The organism is Paenibacillus sp. FSL H8-0457 (assembly GCF_038051935.1).
Taxonomy (GTDB): domain Bacteria; phylum Bacillota; class Bacilli; order Paenibacillales; family Paenibacillaceae; genus Paenibacillus_AQ; species Paenibacillus_AQ lautus_A.
Map to the genome: position 1 here is coordinate 1606277 of NZ_CP150293.1, position 25511 is coordinate 1631787.

The 25511-nt window shown below is 56.4% G+C and carries 17 protein-coding genes; 12 read left to right on the top strand and 5 right to left on the bottom strand.

Annotated elements, in window-relative coordinates; genetic code table 11:
• Positions 1–85: 85 nt before the first annotated feature.
• Positions 86–2683, top strand: coding sequence for a septation ring formation regulator EzrA (locus tag MHI43_RS06830; RefSeq protein WP_036662464.1), 2598 nt, complete (start codon positions 86–88; stop codon positions 2681–2683).
• A gap of 16 nt (positions 2684–2699) precedes the next feature.
• Here the strand turns inward: MHI43_RS06830 and MHI43_RS06835 are convergent, their stop codons facing one another.
• A complete protein-coding gene (locus MHI43_RS06835) occupies positions 2700–3260 on the bottom strand; it encodes a DUF1273 domain-containing protein (RefSeq protein ID WP_015733877.1) in 561 nt (186 codons plus the stop codon).
• Between the two features lie 125 nt (positions 3261–3385).
• On the opposite strand from MHI43_RS06835, the gene MHI43_RS06840 reads away from it, so the two are divergent.
• Entirely contained in the window at positions 3386–4267 is an 882-nt protein-coding gene (locus MHI43_RS06840; protein ID WP_015733878.1) for a DUF6612 family protein, read from the top strand.
• Positions 4268–4503: 236 nt separating this feature from the next.
• On the opposite strand, the gene MHI43_RS06845 is transcribed toward MHI43_RS06840, so the two are convergent.
• Positions 4504–5475: a DUF4871 domain-containing protein gene (locus MHI43_RS06845; RefSeq protein WP_036662466.1), complete on the bottom strand. Its 972-nt coding sequence runs from the start codon at positions 5473–5475 to the stop codon at positions 4504–4506.
• Entirely contained in the window at positions 5472–5990 is a 519-nt protein-coding gene (locus MHI43_RS06850) for a sigma-70 family RNA polymerase sigma factor (protein ID WP_009591721.1), read from the bottom strand. The genes MHI43_RS06845 and MHI43_RS06850 overlap by 4 nt, the downstream gene beginning before the upstream one ends.
• Positions 5991–6144: 154 nt before the next feature.
• Here MHI43_RS06850 and MHI43_RS06855 point away from each other — a divergent pair, with 154 nt between their 5' ends.
• Positions 6145–6648 carry a hypothetical protein gene (locus MHI43_RS06855; RefSeq protein ID WP_036662468.1) on the top strand — a complete coding sequence of 168 codons (504 nt, stop codon included), beginning with the start codon at positions 6145–6147 and terminating at the stop codon, positions 6646–6648.
• A gap of 41 nt (positions 6649–6689) precedes the next feature.
• Positions 6690–7205, top strand: coding sequence for a mismatch-specific DNA-glycosylase (locus MHI43_RS06860; RefSeq protein ID WP_015733882.1), 516 nt, complete (start codon positions 6690–6692; stop codon positions 7203–7205).
• A 216-nt stretch (positions 7206–7421) separates the two neighbouring features.
• Here the strand turns inward: MHI43_RS06860 and MHI43_RS06865 are convergent, their stop codons facing one another.
• The gene (locus MHI43_RS06865; RefSeq protein WP_015733883.1) at positions 7422–8279 is read right to left on the bottom strand and encodes an MqnA/MqnD/SBP family protein; all 858 of its coding nucleotides are present in this window, start codon (positions 8277–8279) and stop codon (positions 7422–7424) included.
• The gene (locus tag MHI43_RS06870; protein ID WP_036662471.1) at positions 8276–8986 is read right to left on the bottom strand and encodes a futalosine hydrolase; all 711 of its coding nucleotides are present in this window, start codon (positions 8984–8986) and stop codon (positions 8276–8278) included. The genes MHI43_RS06865 and MHI43_RS06870 overlap by 4 nt, the downstream gene beginning before the upstream one ends.
• A gap of 189 nt (positions 8987–9175) precedes the next feature.
• Here MHI43_RS06870 and MHI43_RS06875 point away from each other — a divergent pair, with 189 nt between their 5' ends.
• The 8 genes from MHI43_RS06875 to mmsB all read left to right on the top strand — a co-directional run bounded on the left by MHI43_RS06875 (position 9176) and on the right by mmsB (position 25467).
• Entirely contained in the window at positions 9176–9766 is a 591-nt protein-coding gene (locus MHI43_RS06875) for a TetR/AcrR family transcriptional regulator (RefSeq protein WP_036662473.1), read from the top strand.
• Positions 9767–10015: 249 nt separating this feature from the next.
• Positions 10016–11023, top strand: a complete 1008-nt coding sequence (locus MHI43_RS06880) for a substrate-binding domain-containing protein (RefSeq protein WP_036662476.1) — start codon at positions 10016–10018, stop codon at positions 11021–11023.
• Complete coding sequence (locus MHI43_RS06885; protein WP_036662631.1) at positions 11013–12947, top strand: sensor histidine kinase; 1935 nt, start codon at positions 11013–11015, stop codon at positions 12945–12947. Before MHI43_RS06880 ends, MHI43_RS06885 begins: the two co-directional genes overlap by 11 nt.
• On the top strand, positions 12944–14161 hold the full coding sequence (locus MHI43_RS06890) for a response regulator (RefSeq protein WP_015733888.1): 1218 nt from the start codon (positions 12944–12946) through the stop codon (positions 14159–14161). Before MHI43_RS06885 ends, MHI43_RS06890 begins: the two co-directional genes overlap by 4 nt.
• A gap of 268 nt (positions 14162–14429) precedes the next feature.
• Entirely contained in the window at positions 14430–21272 is a 6843-nt protein-coding gene (locus tag MHI43_RS06895; protein WP_036662478.1) for an invasin domain 3-containing protein, read from the top strand.
• A gap of 366 nt (positions 21273–21638) precedes the next feature.
• Complete coding sequence (gene chvE, locus MHI43_RS06900; protein WP_036662480.1) at positions 21639–22724, top strand: multiple monosaccharide ABC transporter substrate-binding protein; 1086 nt, start codon at positions 21639–21641, stop codon at positions 22722–22724.
• A 41-nt stretch (positions 22725–22765) separates the two neighbouring features.
• The gene (gene mmsA / locus MHI43_RS06905; RefSeq protein WP_036662482.1) at positions 22766–24298 is read left to right on the top strand and encodes a multiple monosaccharide ABC transporter ATP-binding protein; all 1533 of its coding nucleotides are present in this window, start codon (positions 22766–22768) and stop codon (positions 24296–24298) included.
• Between the two features lie 2 nt (positions 24299–24300).
• Positions 24301–25467, top strand: coding sequence for a multiple monosaccharide ABC transporter permease (gene mmsB, locus MHI43_RS06910; protein ID WP_009591707.1), 1167 nt, complete (start codon positions 24301–24303; stop codon positions 25465–25467).
• The last annotated feature ends 44 nt before the right edge of the window (positions 25468–25511 follow it).

The following is a 25511-nucleotide window of genomic DNA, read 5'->3' on the forward strand; positions in this document are numbered from 1 at the left end:
GAGAGATGGCTTTTTATGTTGGCCTGGATATCCGATATATATAGAAAGGTCTTTGGTTTGTAGCGAATGGGGGAGAGGGCTTGAAATGAAACGTATGCGATGGTTGATTGTCATGCTGGTTCTGATCATAGGGACCGGCACATCGGTATGGGCTGCGGGTATTCCGTCCAAACAAGGGCTGGTGCGAGATACGGCCGGCTTGTTTGATTCGTCGCAGCGGCAGTATTTGAGTAAAATCGCCAAAGGGGAGCAGATCCGTGTCTTTGTATTGACGGTTCCGGGTTTGGAAGGTCAAAGTCCGACGGATTATGCCAATGCAGCGTACGATGCCTGGAATTTGGGCACGGCGGATGTTTTGCTGCTGATCTCTTCGGGAGACCGGAGCGTGGAATTCAATTTTAACAATCCGCGGCTGCAGCAAGCCATCGACGAATGGAGCAGGAGTAAGGGGAAGGGTACCGGCAGTTCCGCCATAACCGCCATGCTGGACGCTTATTTCATACCGCATGCGAAGGAGGGAAGTTTCTCGAAGGCCAGCGCGAGCATGATCCACCAGGTCCATCGCCTGGCAGCTCTGCCCGCCGGTGAAGATCCCGTTCAGGGAGATGATCATAAGGCCGAGGCGGTATCACCGGCAACCGAGAACAAGGGGAGCGTCAAATCCACGGATGAAACAACCCGGTCAACGTCCACGGCAGATACCGCCGCCCCTCTGAAGATCGAGTTTCCGAAGCTCCCATGGATCGAAATGGTTGCTGGGGGATTGGGAATCACGCTGATCTTTATGTTGATCAGGGGTTACCTTAAAAAGCGCAAACTGTCCATGATTTCGGAGCAGTTCGCTGAATTACTGGTCAAATGCAACGCAAGTCTCGAGAAGGTAGGCGCCTATCAGGGGATTGCTCAAGGCAAGACAGGCAGAGCGGTGCAGGAAATCGCAGATCGTTTGTCCGAGTTTATGGTGGCTGCCGCAGAGAGTAAAACCGAGCTGCAGGAGACCCGGATTTTCATCCTGCGTTATTCTTCCATGGATGAAGCCATCCAGCGGTTTTCGAAAATCGCCGATCGGCTGGAGCATGGGATCAAGGCCGAAGATAACCGGATTACCGTCATCGAGCATGCCGATAAAACGGCGAAAGGGAGAACCACGGAGCTGCACGCGGATTACACGGTGCTTAAGCAAACCCTTGACCGGACAGCAGCCGATACGGGATATCCCTTTCCGATCTTGTACCAAGAGCTTGAAGGGATGGAACAAGATATTCAGCGCGCCGTCGAGCTTCAGCTGTTTGACCCGCTGGAGGCGCAGGAGGTTCTAAAGGCAGCCGAGCAGAAGCACTCCATGAGCAAGAGCAACATCGAAGACGTGGCTGTTTATGTTAAGGAAGCTCATGAATTTTCGGATCAGTCGGCGGCTATTCGCGCCGAGATTGTTAAGATCATAGAAACCCACCAGTTGTATCGGATCAAGGTCCGGCCTTTTGAGCGGCTGGATGATGCCCGGGAGCAGATGAACCAACTGGAAAATTATCTCCGCCAAGGGAATATGGGGGAAGTTCGCAAGTCTTCGGAACGTGCGCACGCTATGCTGAAAGAGGCGCTGGGCATGACTAGACGGCAGGCGGAGCTGAGAAGACAGAATCGAAACGATCTGGATCGGTTGTATGGGCAAATACAACAATTTCATAACGAAAGCTCCGTGCTGCAATCGATGCTGAATCATTGCAGAAGCCAGTATGTACCGAGACATTGGCAAAGCTGGGAGCAGGCTTTGGCGAAGGAATCGCAGGAGGTCCGAATGGCGGACGGTAAACTTCCGGAGGCCGAACGCTTGACGCACGACGAGGTGCAGGAGTTCGAAGAGGCGAGCGAGATCATTGAGAACGAATCGATGACGATGGCCCGCGTGCTGCAATGGGTACGGGAAATGAAGGAAACGCTTGAAGGCCTGGATGATCGGCTGCAAGCTGTACGCCGTGAATTGGCAGCAGCTCAAGAAGTGTTTGTCAGTCAGCAGAAGACCCTGCAGATTCATAACGTAGTCACGAGCAACCACTCGCTTCTGTTAGGGCTGCCTGATTCATTTTGGAGAAATGTACAGACCGTGGGCGATGCGCTCTCATCCCCGTTGTATGATCTGGATTATCTGGAGAGCGCAGCGAGGAGCTGTACCCAAGATGCCGAGCATTTTGCCTACGGGGTCCAAGACATTGTACGTCAGAAGGAGGAAGCCGAACGACTATCCGTTCAGATCGAGCAGCGTTTCAAACAAGTTTCGCGGAGGGCCAGCAGGGGATTCAAGAAAAATTACAAGTCTTATCGGCTTCGAGTCGAGCAGTTATTTGAGCAGGGGATGTATGCGGAAGCCTCGCATGAACTGTTGAATATCGCGGAATATATCGATCGGGTAGAAAGGGAGATTCGCCATCAGGAAATGCTGGAGCAGCAGCGCAGGGCGGCCCAGCAGCTCCAAAGAGCGGCCGATCAAGCGAGAAGAGCCGCGGCGGACGCCCGCAAAGCGGCAGCGCAGAACAGCAGCCGGTCATCGGGCTCCAGCTGGGGAAGCTCCTCCGGTTCCTCGCATTCCTCGGGCGGTTCCGGCTGGGGGGATTCGTCATCCGGAAATTCGTCCGGCGGATCAAGCTGGGACAATAACAATTCCTCCGGTGGATCGAAGTGGTAACCGGAGGGCAGCCGACCTAGTAATCATCCTGCGACATGCTCTCTTCGTCGGCAACCGCTTGTATTTCCTCGGAACCGATGCTGATGAAGCGGTAGCCGTCCGCGGCCTGCTTCTTTAGCGCGCGTTCTTTGATGAACCTGGGACTGGCTTCCCCGCCGTCTTCGTCATACACGAGCAGAATGCCATCGGTTTTGCGGAGGAGCAAATCGTCTCTGGCCGTGAACTGCCATGGCCCCTGGTAGGGACTCTTGCTGACCGGCGCGTAGAAGTCTACCCCCTTCATGACCTCCTGAAAATAAGCTTTCTTATCATCGTTCCATTGTTCTTCGGGATTCTGGTACGCCGTCAAAATGGAGCATTTCAGGTGAGGGTATTGGGACTTTAGTTCTATTGTCGCCTCAATGGCCCACAGGTCCACGCCGTATTGGCCGGGGGTGATTACCCACTGGAGGCCTTCTTCCAGAAGGGGAACCAGACGATTGGCGATCGCTTTGCGTATATAAGGAATGCCTTGATGTTTGTTATTGTAAATACCGAGCTCATGGGCTCGATATCCGGTAATCAGAATGTTTTCCAATCGAGCACGCCTCCTGAACAGAATTAGGTCTAGTGTACCTTTTTCTGAAATTTTGATCAACGGATGTTACAAATCGTATAGAATGGGTAAGTAATCCGGAATACATATTTTAGGAGGAAATTCGATTGAAGAAGTGGACAGCAGTATTACTAGGGGCAATTTTGGTAATGAGCATGACAGCATGCGGCAAAGACAACAAAGCAGCAGATGATGCCGCAGCAACACCGCCTGCAGCGGAACAAGGGACGACGACTCCGGCAGAGACGCCGCCGGCTAAAGAAGAGCCGAAGGAGGAGGCTTTGCCGACCGCTGACGAGCTTCTTCAAAAATCGGCCGAAGCTTCGAAAAACTTGAAGAGCTTTGCCATGAAAGCCGATGTCAAGCAGCACATCGTTGTTGAAGGCGCAGAGAAACAGGAGCAAAACGTTGATATGTCGCTCGATTCGGAGCTTACGCTCGAGCCGGTGGAGATGATGCAGAACGTCGTGATGGATTCGCCGGAAGGCAAGGTCGAGATGAAGCAGTATATAACGGAAGACGGCATCTACATGCTCATGGATGGTCAATGGATGCAGGTTCCGAAGGAATCGGAGCAAGAGATCCGCGACAGCCTGGATCCTAGCAGTGCGAGTCCTGAGCAGCAGGTAGAGCAATTCAAGACCCTCGCTAAGGACTTCAAAGTAACGGAGGACGGAGACGCATACGTCCTGACGGCGGATGTCTCCGGCGACAATCTGAAGGAGCTTGCCAAGTCTATGATGAGCCAAGCGGGCAACGATCCGCAGATGGAAGCCATGATGGACCAAATGGATATCAAGAGCATTCATATTACTTATGGCGTGCAGAAGGAATCTTACCTGCCTGTAACAACGGATTTGGACATGGTGATGGCAATGGAAGCCGAGGGTCAGAAGGTATCCTTGGATATGAAAATGAAGAGCGAATACTCCAAGCATAACGAAATCAGCAAAATCGAAGTGCCGAAGGAAGCATTGGAAGCGAAATAATGCATCTCGGCTGATGGAACAAGATGAATATGAACCGTCATATTCCTCTTGAAAAAGGCTGCACCGATTCTCTGTAGATGTTCTACGGACCGGGGCAGCCTTATTTAATGGAATTCGTTTCATCTCAACGGCAGGGTCAAGGCAGCGGTTTCCTCCATGATTGCACGAAGAGGCTTGCCATGAGGCGTGCTTGTGTTAACGGTCTGCGGCTCATGTATCTTGCGACATCGCCAAATTTAAGGTTTAGCAACTTCGACTATGACGCTGCCGAACAATTGACCGTCGATCGAGACCATAATGCGCCAAAGTCCCGGGGAAGGAAGTGACATGGAGGTGGGTATGGCTGCATCGGCACCGTTTAAGGGGGAAGGCCTTAAACCGGCAACCTTAAATACATCAATGATCTCGGACGAATTTTGTTTCACCGCGGTAATGACCAGATCCCCCGTTAATTCTTCGTCACGACCCCAGAAATGCCACATGTATTTGTTCGGCTTGCCAGCGATAAGGTCTGGATATATAAAGCCCAAGCGCCCTTCGACGCCGCTCATGGCATAACTGCCGGACACGAAGTTCGGGCTCGGCTCCCAGCTGCTATCCGGCACATCAATAACGATATCGCCGTATTTCTCATGATCCACCATTACGTCGAAACGCCATAAACCGGAAAGCGGCAGTGCGAAACGGGAAGAAACTCGCGTCAAGTCATTGTAAGCCATATCGGAGGTAATCTTTGTCTCGGCAAGCTCCTGGATGGTAGTTCCCGTATCCCGGTGAACGGCGGATATGCTGATCGTTTTCCCTTCAAGCTCTTGAATCGGGGTTAATAAATTCCACCAGGCTCCGGCCGGAGAGCCCGCGGTAGCTTCCCCGCCCGGAAAAACCTGAAGTTTATCCACGCCATCCACCGTGTATACGCTTCGGGGAGTCCACTTGGCAGCGTATCCCCAGCCCTGGATGGGGATCATCCGTTGAAGCGCAGGGGACTCGCGCCATCCCCATACCGCCGCTATGAGAAGCAGCGCCAATACGCCCGCGGTCATGCTGATAAGACGCGCTGGAGCTCTTCGTCGTTTACGGCTTATGGCGCCGGTTGCGGCGCTCTGCGATACATCGGATTTCATCTTCGCGGTGAACATCGGCTCGTTGAACGGAGGGGAAGCAAGCTCCTGCATCCAATCCGGCTGCGGCTCTTGTTCGGTTTTCATGGGATATCCGCTCCTTTCAACATCGTTTCCATCCGGGCGCGCGCCCGGTGCAGTCTGGACTTGATCGTTCCTTCGGATAGGCCGAGCAGCTGGGCCATTTCTTTTCGCGGCAGCTGATAGTGGAATTCCAGGATCAGCACTTCCCGGTATTTGGGCGGCAGCTCCATCACGCATTTCCAGATCTGCGAGACGGCCGCAGCATCCATGAACTCTTTTTCCGCGGAAGGCTCGGTCTGCTTGGAGGTGATCCAGCCGGTTAAAGACACCCTTGTCATGAAGGAGGATTTGAGATAGTTCAGGGAAAGGTTGCGGGTGATGGTTAACAGCCACGTTCTGACCGAGCTTCGGCCCTCAAAATCATTCCAGTGCTTATAAGCCCTAAGGAACACGTCCTGACTGATATCGTCCGCCGCATCTTTGCGTTTCGTTAAGAAGAACGCATAGTTCCACACGTCCTGGCCGAAGGACTCCATCCAGCCGCTCAGCAGCGTGCTTGGATCATTCACGGCTACCATAGATTTAAGGGTCTCCAATAGCATCACCTCGAATATTAGACAATCGAAACATGGATCGGTTCCCGAATTTCCCGCAAAAATTTGAAACAATTTAACCTGCAAATCGTTGTATGAATAACAGGGATGCAGGAAATCGAGGAAGGGGAGCAGGGGCATGCATTTGTATTTTAAGGATAACTTTTTTAGCTCGGGGATAACAGATATTATGGATAGGGAAGGCCGCGTAATAGGAAGCTTGGACTTGAAGAGCGCTTTCGGCTCCTCGCTGGACGTGTATAACGCCGGGGGAGAGGCCGTATGCAACGGCTCGTTCCGATTCTTCTCGAACAAATGGAATATCACGGGCGGCAATGGGGAAGAACTGGGTCTGCTGCGCATGCGGATGAGTTTCTTTACGAAAAAATTCGAATACGATGCGGGGGAGCGTGGCGTGTATGAGATCACTTCGCCTGCCTTTTCCAATGAATATGAAATAACGGATGAGACCGGAAGGGTCATCGCCCAATTTTCCCGCATTAGCGGCTGGCTCCAAGCCGGAGCCTATCAGCTGCAGAATGAGAGCGATGTTCTCGATGACTGGGAGCTCGTTGCCGTCGTGATGGGCATTCACCAAATACGCAAACGCAACAACAGCGCCGCCGCTTCGAGCTCTCATTAAACTTAAGGGAACCCAGATTAGATGATGAGGAGGAATCAAGCTTGGACGAAGTCAGCGATCATCTGGATTATGGATTAACCCTTGTATTTATCGGCTTTAACCCGAGTCTGCGATCGGGCGAAGTGGGGCACCATTACGCAAACCCGCGCAACAATTTTTGGAGGATCCTGCATAAGTCCGGTTTGACTCCACGCTTATATGAAGCCGCAGAGGACGGGGAATTGCTTAAACTGGGTTATGGATTCACCAATATTGTAGCCAGGCCCACCCGGGGCGCGGAAGACATTACCCGCGAAGAGTATAGGCTCGGAAGAGAGACGCTGCGGAAGAAGCTGGAGGAATACAGACCGGAGGTTGCCTGTTTTGTCGGCAAGGGCGTGTATACCGAATACAGCGGCAAGGCCAAGGCGGACTGGGGAATCCAGCCGGACTCCGTCGTAGACGGAGTCCGTGAGTTTGTAGCTCCATCGTCCAGCGGGCTGGTGAGGATGCCCATGGATGAAATAATCGGAATTTACAGGCAGCTGCATGATTGGATATCGAGGAACGAGTTCTGATTTGGAAAGTTCGGATGAAACGATTTGCAGGCAGGAAAAAGAGGAACGCCAAAAGAGAAGCCGGACACGGTTGGTCGGGCTCAGGGGCGTTCCTCTATTTTTAGAGAAATACAGTGTTGACTTCGGAGGGAACCCCCTCCTACTCTCCCAAGAAAAACTTCCGCTGCATGCAGTCGGTCTTTCGAGAGAATATGTCGTTAGATGGTTATCTTCCGGCTATTCCGGACGTTTCAGCAGCGCGGGATCGATCCGCGGCACGAGCCCTTCATCGGCTGCGCGGTTCAGCAGGGCGGAAATTGCTGCATAGCCGTCTTCGCCCAGCTCTGCGGTAAATGGATTGACATATAAGTCAATGTGGGCATCGGCGACGTCCGGGTCCATTTCCTGTGCGTGCCGGAGGACATAATCCCGGGATTCCCCGGGATGTTCCCAGGCGTATTCGACCGAGGAGCGGATCCAGCTCGAGATGCTGGCCAGATCCAGCGACCTGCGGGCCACGATCGCTCCCAGCGGGATCGGCAGATTCGTATCGGATTCCCACCAGCTGCCGAGATCGGTCATCAGCTTCAATCCGTAGGACGTGTACGTGAATCGCGCTTCGTGAATGACCAGCCCGGCATCGATGGCACCGTCGCGGACAGCCGGCATGATCTGGTCAAACGGCATCACCACGATTTCGCCGAGTCCCCCGGGTACGTTTTGGGCGGCCCACAGGCGAAACAACAGATAAGCCGTGGAGCGCTCGCTCGGAACGGCTACTCGCCGGCCGGACAGCGCTGCCGGACTGTCCGGGGTCTTTCCGTCGGTCAGCTTGTCCGCCGTCAGAACGAGAGGCCCGCAACCGCGGCCGAGCGCTCCCCCGCAGGGCAGCAGGGCGTATTCATCCAGCACCCAGGGCAGTGCGGCATAGGATATTTTCAAGATGTCATGTTCCCGATCCGCGGCCGCCCAATGATTGGTGATATCGATATCCGCATAGGATACATCAAGCTCGGGAGCACCGGGAATAAGACCGTGAACCCAGGCATGAAATACAAATGTGTCGTTGGGGCAAGGGGAAAAAGCGATTTTCATCGTAGCACCTCCGGTAGTAATGAACTTGCTGTCTCAAGCGCCTGCAGCGCCTCCTTGATCTTCCATGCGCCGCGGTCCCGCGGACCGACCTGATTGGATATAGTACGGATCTCAAGCATGGGTACCCCGGCTGCAGCGGCAGCGGTGGCTACGCCGAACCCTTCCATCGCTTCGGCGCAGGCGTTCGGCACCCGGCGGAGAAGGCTGGCGGCCGTCGTCGCCGTTCCCGTCGTGGTGGATACGGTCAGCACGGGACCAAGGGTCACGGCTGCGCCGGCATCCTCCAAGGCCTCGACAAGCTTGCCGGCAGCGGCAGCATCGACCGGAATCCGATCCGTTCCGAAGCCGAGCTCCTGAACGCTGCTGAAGCCGTCTTCGGTTTCGGATCCGAGATCCGCCGCAAGGATGAGGTCCGCAATGACGATGGAGCCAACCTCAGCTTGACCGGCAAAACCTCCGGCGATGCCTGCGCTGACAACGAAATCGTAGGAGGCTTGCATCAACTGTCGGGCAGTCGCGGCCGCCGTTGCCGCCGGACCGACTCCTCCCGCGATAACCTCGAATCCGGACGCATTCTTTAGGCCGCGCAACACGGCATCTTTTTCGGCATCAACCGCCGTGACGATAAGCACGCGCTTGGAGGGATGCGGGGCCGAGCTATATGACTCGATTGTATCTACCGAGTTGGATTGGGTATGTTCCTGCATGTGAGTATTCTCCTTTTTGGCTGAAACGTTAAGTATCACATCCCTTTTACGTTATAACGTTCCGGTGGCGATGTAAAGTCTTCGGTTCAGGCGGGACACTTTATGTGTAGCAGCAACTTTCCGATATAGAGTATAATGAAGGGTAACTAGCATACATACATCATGGGTAGATTCGGAGGTTGGATAGCTTTGCGGAAGAAGGGTGCGAACGGACAAGAAAGCCGGGCAAGACTACTGATTGTTGCCGCCAATGAATTTGCGAAGTCAGGATACCATCAGACCAAGATCAGCACCATCGTTTCCCGGGCAGGATTGACGCAACCGTCATTCTATTTGTATTTTGAGAGCAAAGAGGCGATTTTCAGGGAGCTGATGGAGAAATTTCGTTCGGAGCTTAAAGGCCTGATCGAGGGAAGCCGGTTGGAGAGCGGAATCGATGAGGCTCATGTGACCGGGCGTTTGCTTGGCGTGCTTACGGGGTTGTTCACGTTTCTTGGCAAGGACCCGGATTTGACGCAAATCGGTTTTTTTATCGGGGATGATTCCGTCATCGTAAAGGCTGAAATGGTAGCCATGATCGAGCAAAATCTGAAGGGAGAGCAGCAGGACGGGTACTTTGACCGTGATTCCGACATGCACATCGTTGCGGAGTGCCTGGTCGGCGTCATCGAAAGGCTGACCTCCCAGCAGCTGCTGACAGGCAAGCGGACTCCTGAGGATCTTGCGCGTCACGTGGTTAGTTTATTTATGCACGGCATTAGCATTTATCCGGCTAAGTGAGTTGCTTGGTGCAACCGAGATCTCGTTAGTTTATGCACGAACGGCGAGCAGATGCTTATAATAATAGAAACAGGCTGTGACATGGTTAATGTTAACCGGAGGCGGCCTGTTTTTTTGCTGCTGTCCGCTTCCAAATTCTAGCAAGGGTTTGATCTTTTTCAGAGAATTGCAGTATATTCATTATACGATATGTAACCGGTTGCAACTGGTGAATGGCACACGAAGGAACAAGAAGCGGGGGACTCATTCATGAAGAAGATGATGCTGGTGTACGGCGCCCTTATATTGGCTTTTCTCACCTATGTGTTCATGTACAGGCTGGAAGACAAGCGCTCCTCGGCCTGGGAGGAAGGCGGGCTGCACGGCAGCATGGGCGAGAATTACGTCATGGTCACATTTCAATCGGGGATGGAATATTGGAAAAATATATTGAAGGGCTTCGAGGATGGAGGGGACGCGCTCGGCGTAACCGTCGATTATCGCGGGTCCACGCAATATGACGTGGAGGAACAGATTACCGTCCTGGAGCAGGTCATCGCGAAGCGTCCGGCCGGCATCGCCTTATCGGCCATCGATTCGAAGGCGCTGACGTCCACGATCAATAAGGCCGTGGATGCCGGGATTCCGGTCGTCCTGTTCGATGCGGATGCACCTGACAGCAAAGCGTATTCTTTTCTTGCAACCAACAATTACAATGCAGGGGTTGCGGCCGCGGACAAGATGGCGCAGCTTCTCGGCAGGGAAGGGGAAATCGGAATTGTGACCCAGCCCGGGCAGCAGAACCATGACGACCGCTCGGAGGGCTTCCGGGACACGTTGGCGCAGAGATATCCTTCCATGTCCGTGGTGGAGATCAGGGAAGGAAAAGGGGATACCCTCGTTGCCAAAGAGGCTGCGGCGGACATGCTGGGCAAGCACCCGGATCTCAAAGGGATCTTCGTGACGGAGGCCAGCGGCGGAATGGGCGTGGCGGATGCCGTTATCGGCGCGGGTAAGGCGGGCCGGGTGACCATCATTGGATTCGATACGAACAAGGGGACGCTGGACCGGATTTCCGACGGAACCATCGCGGCTACGATCGCCCAGGGTACTTGGAATATGGGCTACTGGTCCTTGCAGTATTTATTTCACCTGCATCACGGACTTACCGTACCGGCCCCGACGCTCGGGAATGACGTGTCGCCGCTTCCCGTGAGGGTGGACACCGGAATCTCGATTGTGACCCGAGAGAATGTGAATGATTATTATGCGAAATAACAGAGTGGAATCCTGGCGCAAAGGCATTTCCCGTTGGCTACGGTTCGGGGATTTGCCGCTGAGATACAAGCTGGTCATTCTGTTCCTCATGGTTGGGATCCTGCCCTCAATCGCCCTTGGCGTTCTTGTCAATTGGACGGTAAACCGCATTGTGGACCAGCAGGTAACCTCGAATACCATTCAACTGATCGGAAAGGTCAACCAGACCTTGGACAATGATATGGAGAATCTGCAGAACATTACGTATTTGATCGGCTTCGACCCTCGCACGGAACGGTTTCTGCAAGGGGACATTCAAGGGGATAAGCCGGCGGCAGGAGCCGATGTTCCTTCGGGAACCTATCGCCCGCAAACGTCCCCGGTCAAGCAGGATAATGAGGAAAATTACGAGATTAAGCGATACCTTCAAGGCTTCACGACGCTGTATCCGGAAATCGCCTCCATTCTTCTGGTCAATCGCGAAGGAGCCTATATCAGTAACGAAATGTACGCGCGCAGTCCGGCGAATTTGACGGAGGAAGAATGGTACCGCGAGGCCGTTTTAAACGAAGGGATTTTTACCGTGCTCGGCCATCCGGCAGACCGTAACGTCACCACCCACGTTCATTACGCCAACGAGGAGCTGGTGTCGGTCGTACGCTCGTTTGTGGATCCGGATACGAGGGAAGTGACCGGTGCGGTATTGATCGACTTGAAGCTGCGGGCGGTCGCCAGGGCGGTCCGGGATGTCACGCTCGGGAAAAGCGGATATTTGATGGTGGCAGAGGCCGGAGGCTCGAGCATTTATACCCCGGAGGATTCCATCATCCCGTCCATTCCGCCATCGTGGTTTCCCGAAGAGGAGAGCGGCGCTTTGATCCGCGAGGTGAACGGGGAACGGCTGCAACTGATATACGGCACGTCCTCCTTTACCGGCTGGCGGACGATCGGCGTATTTCCAACCAGCGAATCGGTGTATGAAGTGCGGGAGATTCGTTTTTATATGATCTGTTTCTTGTTTATAGTGTGCTTGTTTGGGGTTACGGCATCCTACACGCTTTCGCAGTCCATATCCAGGCCGATCTGGCAGCTTATGTCCTTCATGCAAAAAGCCGAATCCGGGGATTTGACGATCCGCTACTGGGGAAACCGGCAGGATGAGGTGGGCATGCTCGGCCGCAGCTTTAACCGCATGCTCCTGCAGATCCGCAAGCTGATGAAGCTGAGCGAGCTGCGGGAGAGGCAGAAGCGCGAGGCTGAGCTGCGCAGCCTGCAGGCGCATATTAAGCCGCATTTTCTGTACAACACGCTGGATACGATCCATTGGATGGCCCGCAAGAAAGGGGCGGATGACGTATCGGATCTGGTAGAATCCTTGTCGCGGCTGTTTCGGATCGGGCTCAGCAAAGGCGATGATATCATTCCCATGTCCGACGAATGGACGCATATCAGCAGTTACTTGCAGATCCAGAAGACGCGTTACCGCGACAGGCTGCAGGTTGAGATGGAGCTATCCCCTGAAGCCGAGAGACTGCACGTCCTGAAACTTATCCTCCAGCCGATGGTGGAGAACGCGATATACCACGGCATTAAGGCCCGGAGAGGCCCGGGGCGAATCTGGATCCAAGCACAAGTTGAGGATAATGTGCTGGTGCTTGCCGTACGTGATGACGGGGCAGGTATGCCTGCGGAGCGGCTGGAGGCGCTTCGCAGGCAGCTTGCCGATCCGGTAACGGCCATGGAGGCGCCTCCCGAAGAAGGGCCGGGTGCAAGCCGAAGCTACGGTATGCTGAATGTACAGGCCCGTATCAAGTTAACGTTCGGGGAGACGTACGGAATTATGATTGACAGTATAGAGAACGAGGGAACCACGGTACGGATTACGCATCCGCTGCTGCATGCCGTTCCTTCGTCCTCCGATCATGATGGGAGAGACTCACGATGAAGAAAGCGTATCAAGTCTTGATTGCCGACGATGAGCCGATTATCCGCGAAGGGATTCGGGATGCGGTCGACTGGGGGGCACTCGGCATGGAAGTGGCTGCCGAAGCGGAGGATGGCGAGGAAGCGCTGGAGCTTGCGCTCAGCCAGCCGATTGACATTATGCTGGTCGATATGAATATGCCGTTCCTGGACGGCATCGGGCTCATGAAGCGAATGAAGGAAGAACGCCCCGCATGCCGGTTCGTCATTATTACCGGCCATGACGAATTTGCTTATGCGCAGGAAGCGATCCGGCTCGGGGTTAAGGATTATATATTGAAGCCGGTAAATGCGGAGCATCTGATTCAGGTGCTCAGCAGCGTTCGAGATGAGCTGAACGACCATCAAATCCAGGAAAGCTACCTGAAGAAGGCGTCGGAGCAAATCGAGAAGAACATTCCGCTGCTTCGGGAACGGTTCTGCCTCGAATGGATGCATGGCCTGCTGGATGAGGAGGAGGCGATCGAGCAGCTGGAGTTCCTGGGACTGCCGCCTTGCCGTCCCACCCGGATCGGCATCGCCAGATGGCCGGAGATGACGGCTCCGCAGCCGTTGATGAAGGAAAGCGACCGCCAGCTGTATCTGTTCGCGATGGAAAATATAATCGCCGAGCTGTTTCATCCCGCACCCTGCGTTTTGTTCCGGGACCATACCGGCTGGATCGGCATTTGCTGCTGGGGAGAAGTGGATATGGAGATTGCGGCCGATGCCGAGCAGTTGATCCAGAAGTACTTGAAGCTGGCCGTGAACGTACATCTGGAGCCGGTTTCGGAAGGGGCGGACGGAGCGGTTGCGGCCGCCTACGAGGCTTGCCGGGAAGGGGTATTCAAGGAGGCGCAGCTGTCTCCGCTGGTACGGCGTGCCCGGCAGCTCATCCAGGAACAGTATGCCGTTCGGGAGCTGACGCTGGAATCTTTCGCCCAGGCCCTGCAGGTATCGCCGGTCTATCTGAGCCGGATGCTCAAGAAAGAGCTCGGCACGTCCTTTATCACGCTCATGACCCAGACGAGGATTCAGAAAGCGATCCAGCTGCTCAACGCCACCGAGCTGAGCATCCTGGACATCGCGGAGCGGGTGGGGTATGACAGCCAGCATTATTTCAGCACGGCCTTTAAGAAGGTGATGGGGGTGTCGCCGAACCGGTACCGCAAAGGGGCAGCGGTTCTGGAAGAATAGACGAGACGAAGAGCGGAGCCCACGGTAGGTAGCGATAAGAAGCGGAGAAGCGGTGATTGCGTTCCATGGCAATCCCGCTTTTTTTCTTGCAATCCGAGGGGACTCATCCGAGATAAATTTTTTGTCGAATCGTTAACGTTTGTTAATTATTATTGACATCCTTTTTTGCTAGAATGGCGGTCAGGACCATGGAATCATGGACAACATGCACCAGAGTCTCTATTCCTTGCTATTTACTCACTATTTATTTTAAGAAGGGGGGATTCCATTGCGCAGATTGAAAAAAATCGCGATGCTTCTGCTCGCATTCCTGATGATCATGCCGAATCTGCCGCAGCCGGCGAATGCCTCATCCGCGGCGCCCGCCGGCATCAAAGGAATCGGAGCGGGATACCTTCATTCCTTGCTGATTGCCGGAGACGGCACGGTTTGGACGATGGGGGACAACAGTGCGGGAGCACTGGGCAACGGTACAACGGATAATGCATTCCGACCTGTGCCAGTGACCAAATTCGACGGTACGCCGCTGGGAAACGCGAAGTTCGTGACGGGCGGAGGCTATTTCTCGGTCGCGCTGCTGAATGACGGCACCGTATGGGCCTGGGGCAGGGGAGTCTATGGGACGCTCGGCAACGGTGCATCGGATAATCAGCATCGTGCCGTGCAGGTAACGGAGTCCGGCGGCGGGCCGCTAACGAATGTACGCAGCATCGCCGCGGCTTACAACCATGTTCTGGCCATCAAGGAAGACGGATCGGCTTGGGGGTGGGGATCCAATTCCAGCAGCACGCTTACCGATTATTATGACGTCATCAATCCCCGGGCCGTACGCATCAAGGCGTCAAGCGGATCTTATCTCAACGACGTGAAGGCCATAGGGGCGGGCGAATACCATTCCGTTGCGCTGCTGAACGACGGAACGGTATGGGCCTGGGGCTACGGAGGCTTCGGAGCGCTGGGCAACGGATCAACGGCCGACTCCGACTATCCGGTACAGGTGATCGATTCTGCCGGACAGCCTTTAACCGGCATTGCCGATATCCAAGGCAATCGATTGGGCGGCATGGCTCTGAAGGGAGACGGAACCGTCTGGGCTTGGGGATACAATGAGAATTTTAACCTGGGCAACCCGGGACTGACCTCTTCCAACACGGCGATTCAGGTTCAGCAGGCAGGTTCCTTGCCGCTTACGAATGTAGTCCGGATATCCGGCGGCGGCCGCTTGAGCATGGCTCTGAAAAGCGACGGAACCCTGTGGTGGTGGGGCATGCAGAACCGGAACCTCCAAGTGGCAACAAAGCTGCTCGGCGACGCAGATCTATTTGCTGCCGGCGACAACCATGCCCTTGCGATTAATGCGGACGGTACCGTATGGGGCGCAGGCTGGACCAGCAGGGGAGAACTGGGCATATCGGATGCCAGCCCTTTGGTATATTACACGTCTGCGCTGCAAGTATATCCGGCCCGGACGCAAATCAGCGCCAGTCCCGCTTCCATCGACGCGGACGGGACCAGCAAGACGACGGTCACCGTAACGCTCAAGGAAGGAAGCAACTATAACATCGGCAGGAGCGAAGGGACCGTTCAGCTTAGCACGACAGCGGGCACGCTCGGTCCGGTCACCGATCACGGGGACGGGACGTATACGGCTGAACTGACGTCGTCCAAGACGACCGGAACCGCAACGATTACGGGCATCATTAACGGTTATCCCATGAGCGCAAGCGGCACGGTGAAGTTCAATCCGCTTGGCGCTTCGGCCGTCACTTCAACGGTCACCGCGAGCCCGGCATCGATTCCGGCGGACGGCAGCAGTATCTCCACCGTGACGGTGCAGCTGAAGGATAGCAACGGAAATCCGTTGACGACGAGCGGCGGTACCGTGCAAATGAAGACGACCGCCGGTACGCTGTCCGGCGTGACGGACAGGAAGAACGGGACGTACACGGCACAGCTGAAAGCGCCCGTTTCCGTCGGTACGGCAACCGTAACGGCGGAGCTGGGCGGAACGCCGATCGCGCAGAAGGCAGCGGTCACGTTCGTCCCGGGAGCCGCATCGGCTTCGGCATCCACGATCAGCCTGGGGCAGAACACGCTCACGGCCGGAAGCGGAAGCACGGCGGTGACCGTCCGCTTAAAGGATGCGCACGGCAATCCGCTGGTGTCCGGAGGCGACACGGTAACGATCCAGTCCTCGCACGGCACGGCCGGGAGGGTAACCGACCATGGGGACGGGACCTATACGGCTGTGCTGACGGCAGGCACGGCCGCCGGCAGCGGGACCGTTAGTGCCGCGGTGAACGGGACGGCGACGCAGCAGAAGGCCGCGATTCAGATTCTTCCCGCGGGAGCGTCCACGCAAACCTCGGAACTGTCAGCGGCTCCCGTCTCGATCGTTGCGGACGGCAGCAGTAAAACGATGCTGACGGTACGGCTCCGGGATGCCTACGGCAACGCGTTGACGGCTTCAGCAGGTACCGTGTCCATGAGCACAAGCGGCGGCACCATCGGGGCCGTGTCCGACAAAGGCAACGGAACCTATACCGCGACGCTGAGCTCGGCTTCCACGACCGGCACCGCTGAAGTATCGGCCAGTTTGAACGGTTCTTTGATCAAACAAACGGCCGTTGTCTCGTTCGTCCCGGGGGCCGCCTCCGCGGACAAATCCAGCCTTGCCTCTGCTTCAGGCAGTCTCCAGGCCGGATCGGGGACCACGACGTTAACCGTAAAATTGAAGGATGCGCGAGGCAATGATCTCGTGACAGGCGGCGATGCCGTGACGATGCAGGCCAGCATCGGCTCGATCGGTTCCGTTGCGGATCAAGGCAACGGAACGTATACCGCGACGCTGACGGCGCCGACGGCAACGGGCATGTCGGTCGTATCGGCATCGGTTAATGGCGTGAGGCTCGCGCAAACGACGAACGTAAGCATCGTGCCCGGCCCCGTGTCTCTGTCGGCATCCACGATCAGCGCCGCATACGCAAGCGTACCGGCTAACGGAACCGGCACGACCAGGGTTACCGTGGAACTGAAGGATACGCATGGCAATCGTTTGACTGCTTCGGGCGGTACCGTAACCTTGTCGGCTACTGCAGGCAGCCTGAGTGCGGTAACGGATCACGGCGACGGGACGTACAGCGCGACCTGGACGGCGCCCACGACCGCCGGAACCGCAACGGTGTCGGGTTTTGTCAACGGCTCGGCACTTGCCGGCAAGGCAAGCTTGAACTTTGTTGCGGGAGCGGCATCGCCGTCAGCGACGAGCCTGTCGATCAACCCGGCCTCGATTACGGCAGACGGAGTCAGTACGGCCGTCATTACGGTCCAAGCGAAGGATGCCTACGGTAACCCGGTGACGCAAGGAGGCGACGCGGTATCCGTCGAAACAAGCGGAGGCACGCTCTCCGCCGTCACGGACCGCGGTAACGGCACTTATACGGCTACCGTTAAGGCGCCGACGACTGCCGGCAAGGCCGTCGTCCGGGCCGAGCTGAACGGCAAGACCGTCACGCAGACGGCGGACATCGCGTATGTTCCGGGCGCCGCTTCTCCGGCAACATCGCTCCTCACAGCGGGGGCGTCCGCGCTCCCGGCTGACGGGTCAAGCACAACGGCGCTGACCGTGCAGCTGAAGGACGTCTACGGCAACAACCTGACGTCCGGCGGCGACAGGGTGAGTCTGAGCGCGACCGCCGGCTCGATCGGAGCGGTAACGGATCATGGGGACGGCACATACTCGGCCGTGCTTACGGCACCGACGGTTGCCGGTCCGGCAACGATCACCGCGACGGTGAACGGTGCGAAGCTATTGCAGACCGCGTCCGCTGATTTTGAGCCCGGAGCGGCTTCGGCGAGCGAATCGCTGCTGACGGCAGCATCCCCGGCGATGCCGGCTGACGGCGCCAGCACAACAACCGTGACGCTGCAGTTGAAGGATGCCTTCGGCAACGAATTGAAGACGGGCGGTGATACGGTCGTGTTAACCACGACGGCCGGAACGTTGGGCAGCGTTCAAGACCATGGCGACGGCACGTATTCAGCCATGCTGACGGCCGGCACGGTTTCCGGTTCAGCCGTCGTATCGGGTGCCGTAAACGGCGTGCCGTTGGAGCACCCCGTATCGGTTGATCTTCTCGCCGGGGCGGCATCCGCGGCCGAATCGATCATCGAGACGGACAGCAAAGCAATCACCGTGGGCGGCAGCACGTCAACGGTTGTCACGATTCGGCTGAAGGATGCCTTCGGCAATGCGTTGACCGCAGGAGGCGACAAGGTCCTGGTGGAGACGACGGCCGGAACGCTGGGACGGATGACGGATCATCATGACGGTACGTACACGTCCATATTGACGGCCGGCACGGCGGCAGGCGAGGCCGTCATCACGGGAACGGTCAACGATGTGCCGCTGGCGCACACGGCGTCGGTGCAGTTCATGCCTGGCCCGGCTTCGGCGGACCAAACGATATTGTCAGCCGACCGGGCAGTCGTCACCGCTGACGGGCTAAGCCGTTCAATCGTGACGGTACTGCTGAAGGACGCTTACGGAAACGAGCTCCGCTCCGATGCCGGATCGCTCCAGCTTAAGCTGGCGTCGACGCTTGGCCTGCTGACGGAGCCGAAGTACGAAGCGGATGGCCGTTACACGGCCGGCGTTGCATCGAATAGGGCCGGAACAGCCGTCATTACCGGAACCTTGGACGGCATTCGGATCGCCTCGGCAGTGACGGTATCCTTCGAGCCGGGCGAGCCTTCGGCGCTTCGCTCGACGGTCGATGCGGACCGGACCGGGCTGACGGCCGACGGCAAGCAATCCGCGCGGATTACGGTGCAGCTGAAGGACGCCGCGGGCAATACGGTTCCGGATGACGGCGGGCCCGCGGACATTCGGATTCATTCCTCGATCGGCACCGTTTCCGCGGCTGTATATGAGGCCGAGGGGCGGTACACGGCATCGCTGATCTCAACCGAGGCCGGCATTGCCGTCATTACGGCATCCGTGGACGATAGCGAGCTTGCAGATACGGCGGAGGTCGAATTTCTGCCGGGTCCCGCTTCGGCCGCTGCATCGGAGCTGTCCGCCGACAGCGGGGCAATCCCGGCTAACGGCTCTGCTGCCTCGACGATTACCATCTCGGTGAGGGATGCCTTTGGCAACAACACGGGGAGTGGGGCCGATATTCGGCTTGAAACAACGCTTGGCACCGTGACGGAAGCCACGTACCGCGAAAACGGCGTGTATACGGCGGAAGTCCGTTCAACCGAGCCGGGAGTGGCCGACATTCGCGCCTGGATCGGCGGCGAGCCGATTCGGGATGGCGTGCAGGTGACCTTTGCCGACGGCATATGGTTTACGCCGCCCTCGTACCGACTTCAAATCGGCGAATCGGTGCGCACGGTCGTCGAGGTGACTTACGGGGATGCTACATCGGACGTAACCGCAGATGCCCGCTTTCAATATGATGATGGGCTGATCCGGGTGGCGCGGGCCGAGGACGGTTCCTGGTATGTCACAGGTCTTCGTACCGGGCGTACCGTCATGCAGGCCGTTTATGAGACTGATGCCGGAAGGCTGTCAGCCGCCGCCCCCGTCACGGTTTATGCCGTGCCGACCGGATTGACCCTGGATGCTTCCCGGTATGAAGTGAGGGAGGGCGAATATCGCCAGATCCGGGTAACTGCACATTACTCGGACGGCACCTCCTCCGATGTGACCTCGGAAGCTGCATACCGTCTTGCAGACAGAGGCTATGCATCCCTGAATGCAGCGGGCCGGCTGTACGGCATCCGGTCAGGGAAATCGTCCATGACCGTGACCTACGAAGGTTTAAGCACCACAGCCGAGGTTGCCGTTTTGCCGCCGGCTCACTCAGGCGGTGATCCTGGTTCCGGCGGAAGCCCGGGCAACGCCGTCGGCCTGCCGGGCGATGCCGGCGGGGTGAAACCGCCCGCAGGGGAAGATCGCGGTCTCACCGTCGATCTGGTGCTCGACGGTGAATCCGGCCAGACGATCACGCTCGAGCACGAACGGCTGAGTTCAGGCCGCATCGTGATTGAAACGAAGGGCGGAACGAAGGAATGGTCGCTGCTCATGAAGCCTGCCGTCGTGGAGCGGCTGCAGGAGCTTGTCAGCGGCACGGTGTTGGAGTGGCGCACGCCGCAGGGCGTATTAGTCTTCTCACTGGCTGAACTTGGCGAGCTGCCATCGGATTTATCTGCGGCTTTCATCGGGCTCACGATCAGAACGGCCGATGACGAGACGGAGACGAGACTCGTGGAGCTCTCGCGAAAAACGGGAGCGAGTATGCGGCTTAAGCCGTTCTCCGTGTCGCTGAACGCGTGGAAGCCGGACGGAACGGCGCAGCCGCTGGCAGATGGCCGATTATCCGCAACCTTCGCGCCTTCAGAGCGAATGCTGGCCGACGGCCGGTATTTGACGGCAGCTTACCTCGATGAAGCCGCCGGACGATGGAAACACGTTCCGGCCCGTTTCGCTTCGGCCGAGAATGCCCTTCTCACTTTGAAGACATCGGGAACCTATACCGTTCTGGAGAGCCGCCGCGCATTCACCGACATGAGCGGGCATTGGGCTGAAGCCGACGCCGAACTGCTCGCGAACAAGCTCATCGTGCAGGGGACGGAGGGCGGCCGTTTTGAGCCGGGCCGCTCCATCACGCGGGCGGAGCTTGCCGCCATGCTGGTCAGGATGCTGGGGATCCATCCGAGCGGAGCGGCCGCGGTTCCTGCTTCGTTCAACGACGTGGCGGGCCGATGGTTTGCAGCCGACGTTCAAGCCGCCTATAAGGCGGAATTGATCCAAGGGTATGCGGACGGCAGCTTCCGTCCGGATGCTGCCGTGACCCGTCAGGAAATGATCGTCATGATCGCAAGGGCGATGGAAGCGACGGGACTTGGCAAGGAGGCCGAGGGAGCGCCGCTGCAATATGCCGACGATGTCAAGCTTGCATCATGGGCTCGCGGGGCAGTCGATCAGCTTTCGCAGGCAGGACTGTTGACGGGCGACCAAGCGAACAGGCTGGCGCCGGAACGGGCGGCAACGCGCGCGGAAACGGCGGCCATCCTGGCAAGAATGCTGCAATCGGGCATGTGATCGCAGTATGGTCCGCGGGCGTTAGTGCCCGCCGGCCTTTTTAATTCCATGGATGCATGGAAAGAGAACATCTGGTTGCGGGCGGATATACGCTGCAGCATGGAGAGAGCCTCCGGTTCGTTGGCAAACAACAAACCGGGGGCTCTTTTTGATGACGATAAAGTCATTCGGACCGGTTCCCATGGAGCATATTGTGCACATCTCGCAAGAATGCCGAACAACAAAAGTATGAAAATTATAAAAAAGGTTGTTTTCGTGGAAAGACCCCTCCACCCGAACGGAGGTATCCTTTTTAGTACAGAGAGGCTTTTCGAACCTTCGGTTGTAAGCGCTCTCGATTTCATTTTTCGGAAAGGGGAACTACCGATGAAGAGAGGATTGCCAGGATTGCTGATCGCGGTGCTGCTCTTGGCCCTGACGGCCTGCAACCTCGCCGAAAGCCAAACCGGCGATGCTGAGAAGGGTTACGTCGGCCTTGCGATGCCCACCAAATCATCCGAACGCTGGGTGGCTGACGGGAAGAACATGGAGCGGCTGTTTCAGGAAAAAGGGTATAAAACCGACCTTCAATTCGCCGAGGACGTGATTGAAAACCAGATTTCCCAAATCGAGAACATGATTACGAAAGGAGTCGACGTGATCGTCATCGCTTCGATCGACGGCAATACGCTGACCGACGTGATCAAGAAGGCCCATGATCAGGGAATCAAGGTCATCGCCTACGACCGGTTGATCCGCAACACCGAGCATTTGAGTTATTATGCCACCTTCGACAATTTCCAGGTCGGCGTTCAACAAGCCTCCTATATTGAAGAGAAGCTTGGCCTGAAGGAAGGGAAGGGGCCGTTCAATATCGAGCTGTTCGGCGGATCGCCGGACGATAACAATGCTTACTTCTTCTATGACGGCGCGATGTCCGTGCTCAAGCCTTACATGGATTCGGGCAAGCTTGTCGTTCGGAGCAAACAGACCACGATGGCCCAGATTGCGACCCTGCGCTGGGACGGCGCCCTGGCCCAGTCGCGGATGGATAACCTGATCAGCGCCAACTATTCCAGCGAGAATCTGGACGCGGTGCTGTCGCCCTACGACGGGATCAGCATCGGCATCATCTCCTCGCTTAAGGGCGTAGGCTACGGGACGGCCGGCAAGCCGCTGCCGATCATCACGGGTCAGGATGCGGAGCTTGCTTCCATTAAGTCGATCGTGGCCGGTGAGCAAACCCAGACGGTGTTCAAGGACACGCGCCAGCTCGCCGAGCAGGCGGTGAAGATGGCGGAGAGCGTGCTGAAGGGAGAAGAGGCCGAGGTGAACGATACGGAATCGTACGACAACGGCATCAAGGTCGTGCCTGCCTATTTGCTTCCCCCTGTATCCGTGGATGCTTCCAACGTGGAGAAAGAGGTTGTGGAGACGGGCTATTATTCCAAGGAAGAAATCGGATTGAAATAGTCTTAAGCAGCGAACACGAAACGATAGGAAGGTGAAGCAAGATGTCAGAGTACATTCTTGAAATGCGGAACATTACGAAAGCGTTTCCCGGGGTGAAGGCGCTGGACCAGGTGAATCTGAAGGTTCGCGAAGGCGAGATCCACTCCCTGTGCGGGGAGAACGGAGCGGGCAAATCCACGCTGATGAAAGTACTGAGCGGCGTGTATCCTTACGGCAGCTATGAGGGAGATATTCTGTTCAAAGGCAGCGTCTGTGAATTTAAAAACATCAAGCAAAGCGAAGACCTGGGCATCGTTATCATCCATCAGGAGCTTGCGTTGATCCCTTATCTGTCGATTGCCGAGAACATTTATTTGGGGAACGAGCGTGCCGAGAAGGGAATCATGAACTGGAATGAGACCATGCTGGGAGCCAAAGAACTGCTGGATAAGGTGGGGCTCAGCGAGAACCCGAACACGCAGGTCGGCAGCATCGGCGTCGGCAAGCAGCAGTTGGTCGAAATTGCGAAGGCCTTATCCAAGAAGGTGAAGCTGCTTATTCTGGACGAACCGACGGCGGCGCTCAATGAGGACGACAGCGAGAATTTGCTGGAGCTGATGCTGGAGTTCAAGAAGCAGGGAATCTCCTGCATCCTGATCTCCCATAAATTGAACGAGGTGTCGAAGGTATCGGATTCCATCACGATTCTGCGTGACGGCCAAACCATTGAAACGCTGGATATGAGAGGCGGCGAAGTGAACGAGGATCGGATCATCCGCGGCATGGTCGGCCGGGATTTGACGAACCGCTATCCGGAGCGGACCCCGAAGATCGGGGAGGTCATCCTGGAGGTTAAGGATTGGACGGTGTATCACGAGCTGCAAGCAGGCCGAAAAGTGATTGACAACGTGAGCATGAATATCCGCCGGGGGGAGGTCGTGGGCATTGCCGGGCTGATGGGATCCGGCCGGACCGAGCTTGCGATGAGTATTTTCGGCAGGGCTTACGGCCGGAACATCACGGGTACGCTTCGGAAAGACGGCAAGGAAATCCGGAATCAATCCATCAACGAGGCGATTGAAAACGGATTTGCTTACGTGACCGAGGACCGGAAGGAATACGGGCTGATCCTCATGGACGATATCAAACGCAACATCTCGCTGACCGGACTGTCCAAGCTGGCAAAGAACATGGTCATTGATGATCGGGAAGAAATTCTCGTGGCGGAAGACATGCGGAAGAAGCTCAAGATCAAAACGCCGAACATTCTCCAGAAGACGGGGAACCTCAGCGGGGGGAATCAACAGAAGGTTGTGCTGAGTAAATGGATCTATGCCGAGCCCGATATCCTGATTCTGGATGAGCCGACGCGGGGGATTGACGTCGGGGCCAAATACGAAATCTACGCGATCATCAACCAGCTGGCGGATGAGGGGAAGGCGGTGCTTGTCATTTCCTCGGAGCTGCCTGAAATTTTAGGGATCTGCGACCGGATTTATGTCATGAGCGCGGGACGGATGACCGGAGAAGTTGGCAGAGAGCAGGCTTCGCAGGAAACCTTGATGAGATACATGACCAAGAATGGAGGGGCTTAAGCATGGAGACGCTCAAAAAAATGTTTAAAAACAACATCCGCCAATACGGGATGATCATCGCCCTTGTTGTCATTATGATTTTTTTCCAAATCATTACGGGAGGGCTGCTGCTGGAGCCGATCAACATCACGAACCTGATTCTCCAGAACAGCTATATTCTCGTACTGGCCATCGGCATGGTGCTTGTCATCATTACGGGTCATATTGATTTGTCGGTCGGTTCGGTAGCCGCCTTCGTCGGCGCCGTTGCTGCGATCATGATGGTCGATATGCAGCTGCATCCGGTCATTGCCGTCATCGTATCCTTGATCGTCGGCGGTCTGATCGGAGCATGGCAGGGATTCTGGGTGGCTTACGTGAGGATACCGGCCTTTATCGTAACCCTGGCCGGCATGCTCCTGTTCCGCGGCCTGACGATGATTGTGCTGGAGGGCCAATCCATTGCGCCGTTTCCGGGCGGCTTCCAGAAGCTAAGCTCCGGCTTCATTCCGGACTTCGGGAACACCGGCACCAACCTGATCGCGATTCTGGCCGGCATCATCTTTACGGTTATTTTCCTGATCAATGAGCTGCGGGAACGAAAGGCCCACAAAAAATACAACTTCGACGTTCTGCCAAGCGGCTTGTTCCTTCTGAAGCTGGTGCTCATCGCGGCCGTGATCAATGCCTTTACGTTCATGCTGGCTAGTTACGCCGGCCTGCCGAACATTCTGATTCTGCTGCTGGTGCTCATTATCATCTATTCCTTCGTGATGAACAAAACCGTGATGGGCCGTCATATTTATGCGCTTGGCGGCAACGAAAAAGCGGCGGCGCTGTCCGGCGTGAAAACCAAGAAGGTCACGTTCTGGGTATTCGTCAATATGGGCGTCATGGCCGCCATCTCCGGTTTGATTTTTGCCGCCCGCTTGAACGCGGCGACGCCGAGAGCCGGTACGAACTTCGAGCTGGATGCCATCGCGGCGAGCTTCATCGGCGGCGCTTCGGCCACCGGCGGGATCGGGACGGTCTTCGGCGCGATCATTGGGGGGCTCGTCATGGGCGTCCTCAATAACGGGATGTCGCTCGTAGGTCTCGGCATCGACTGGCAGCAAGGCATTAAGGGCCTGGTTCTCCTCGCGGCGGTAGCCTTCGACATTTATAATAAGAAGAAGAGCAGTGCCGCTTAATCTATACGGTGGCGTTATATCGTAAAATGGCTGATTCCGGGGTA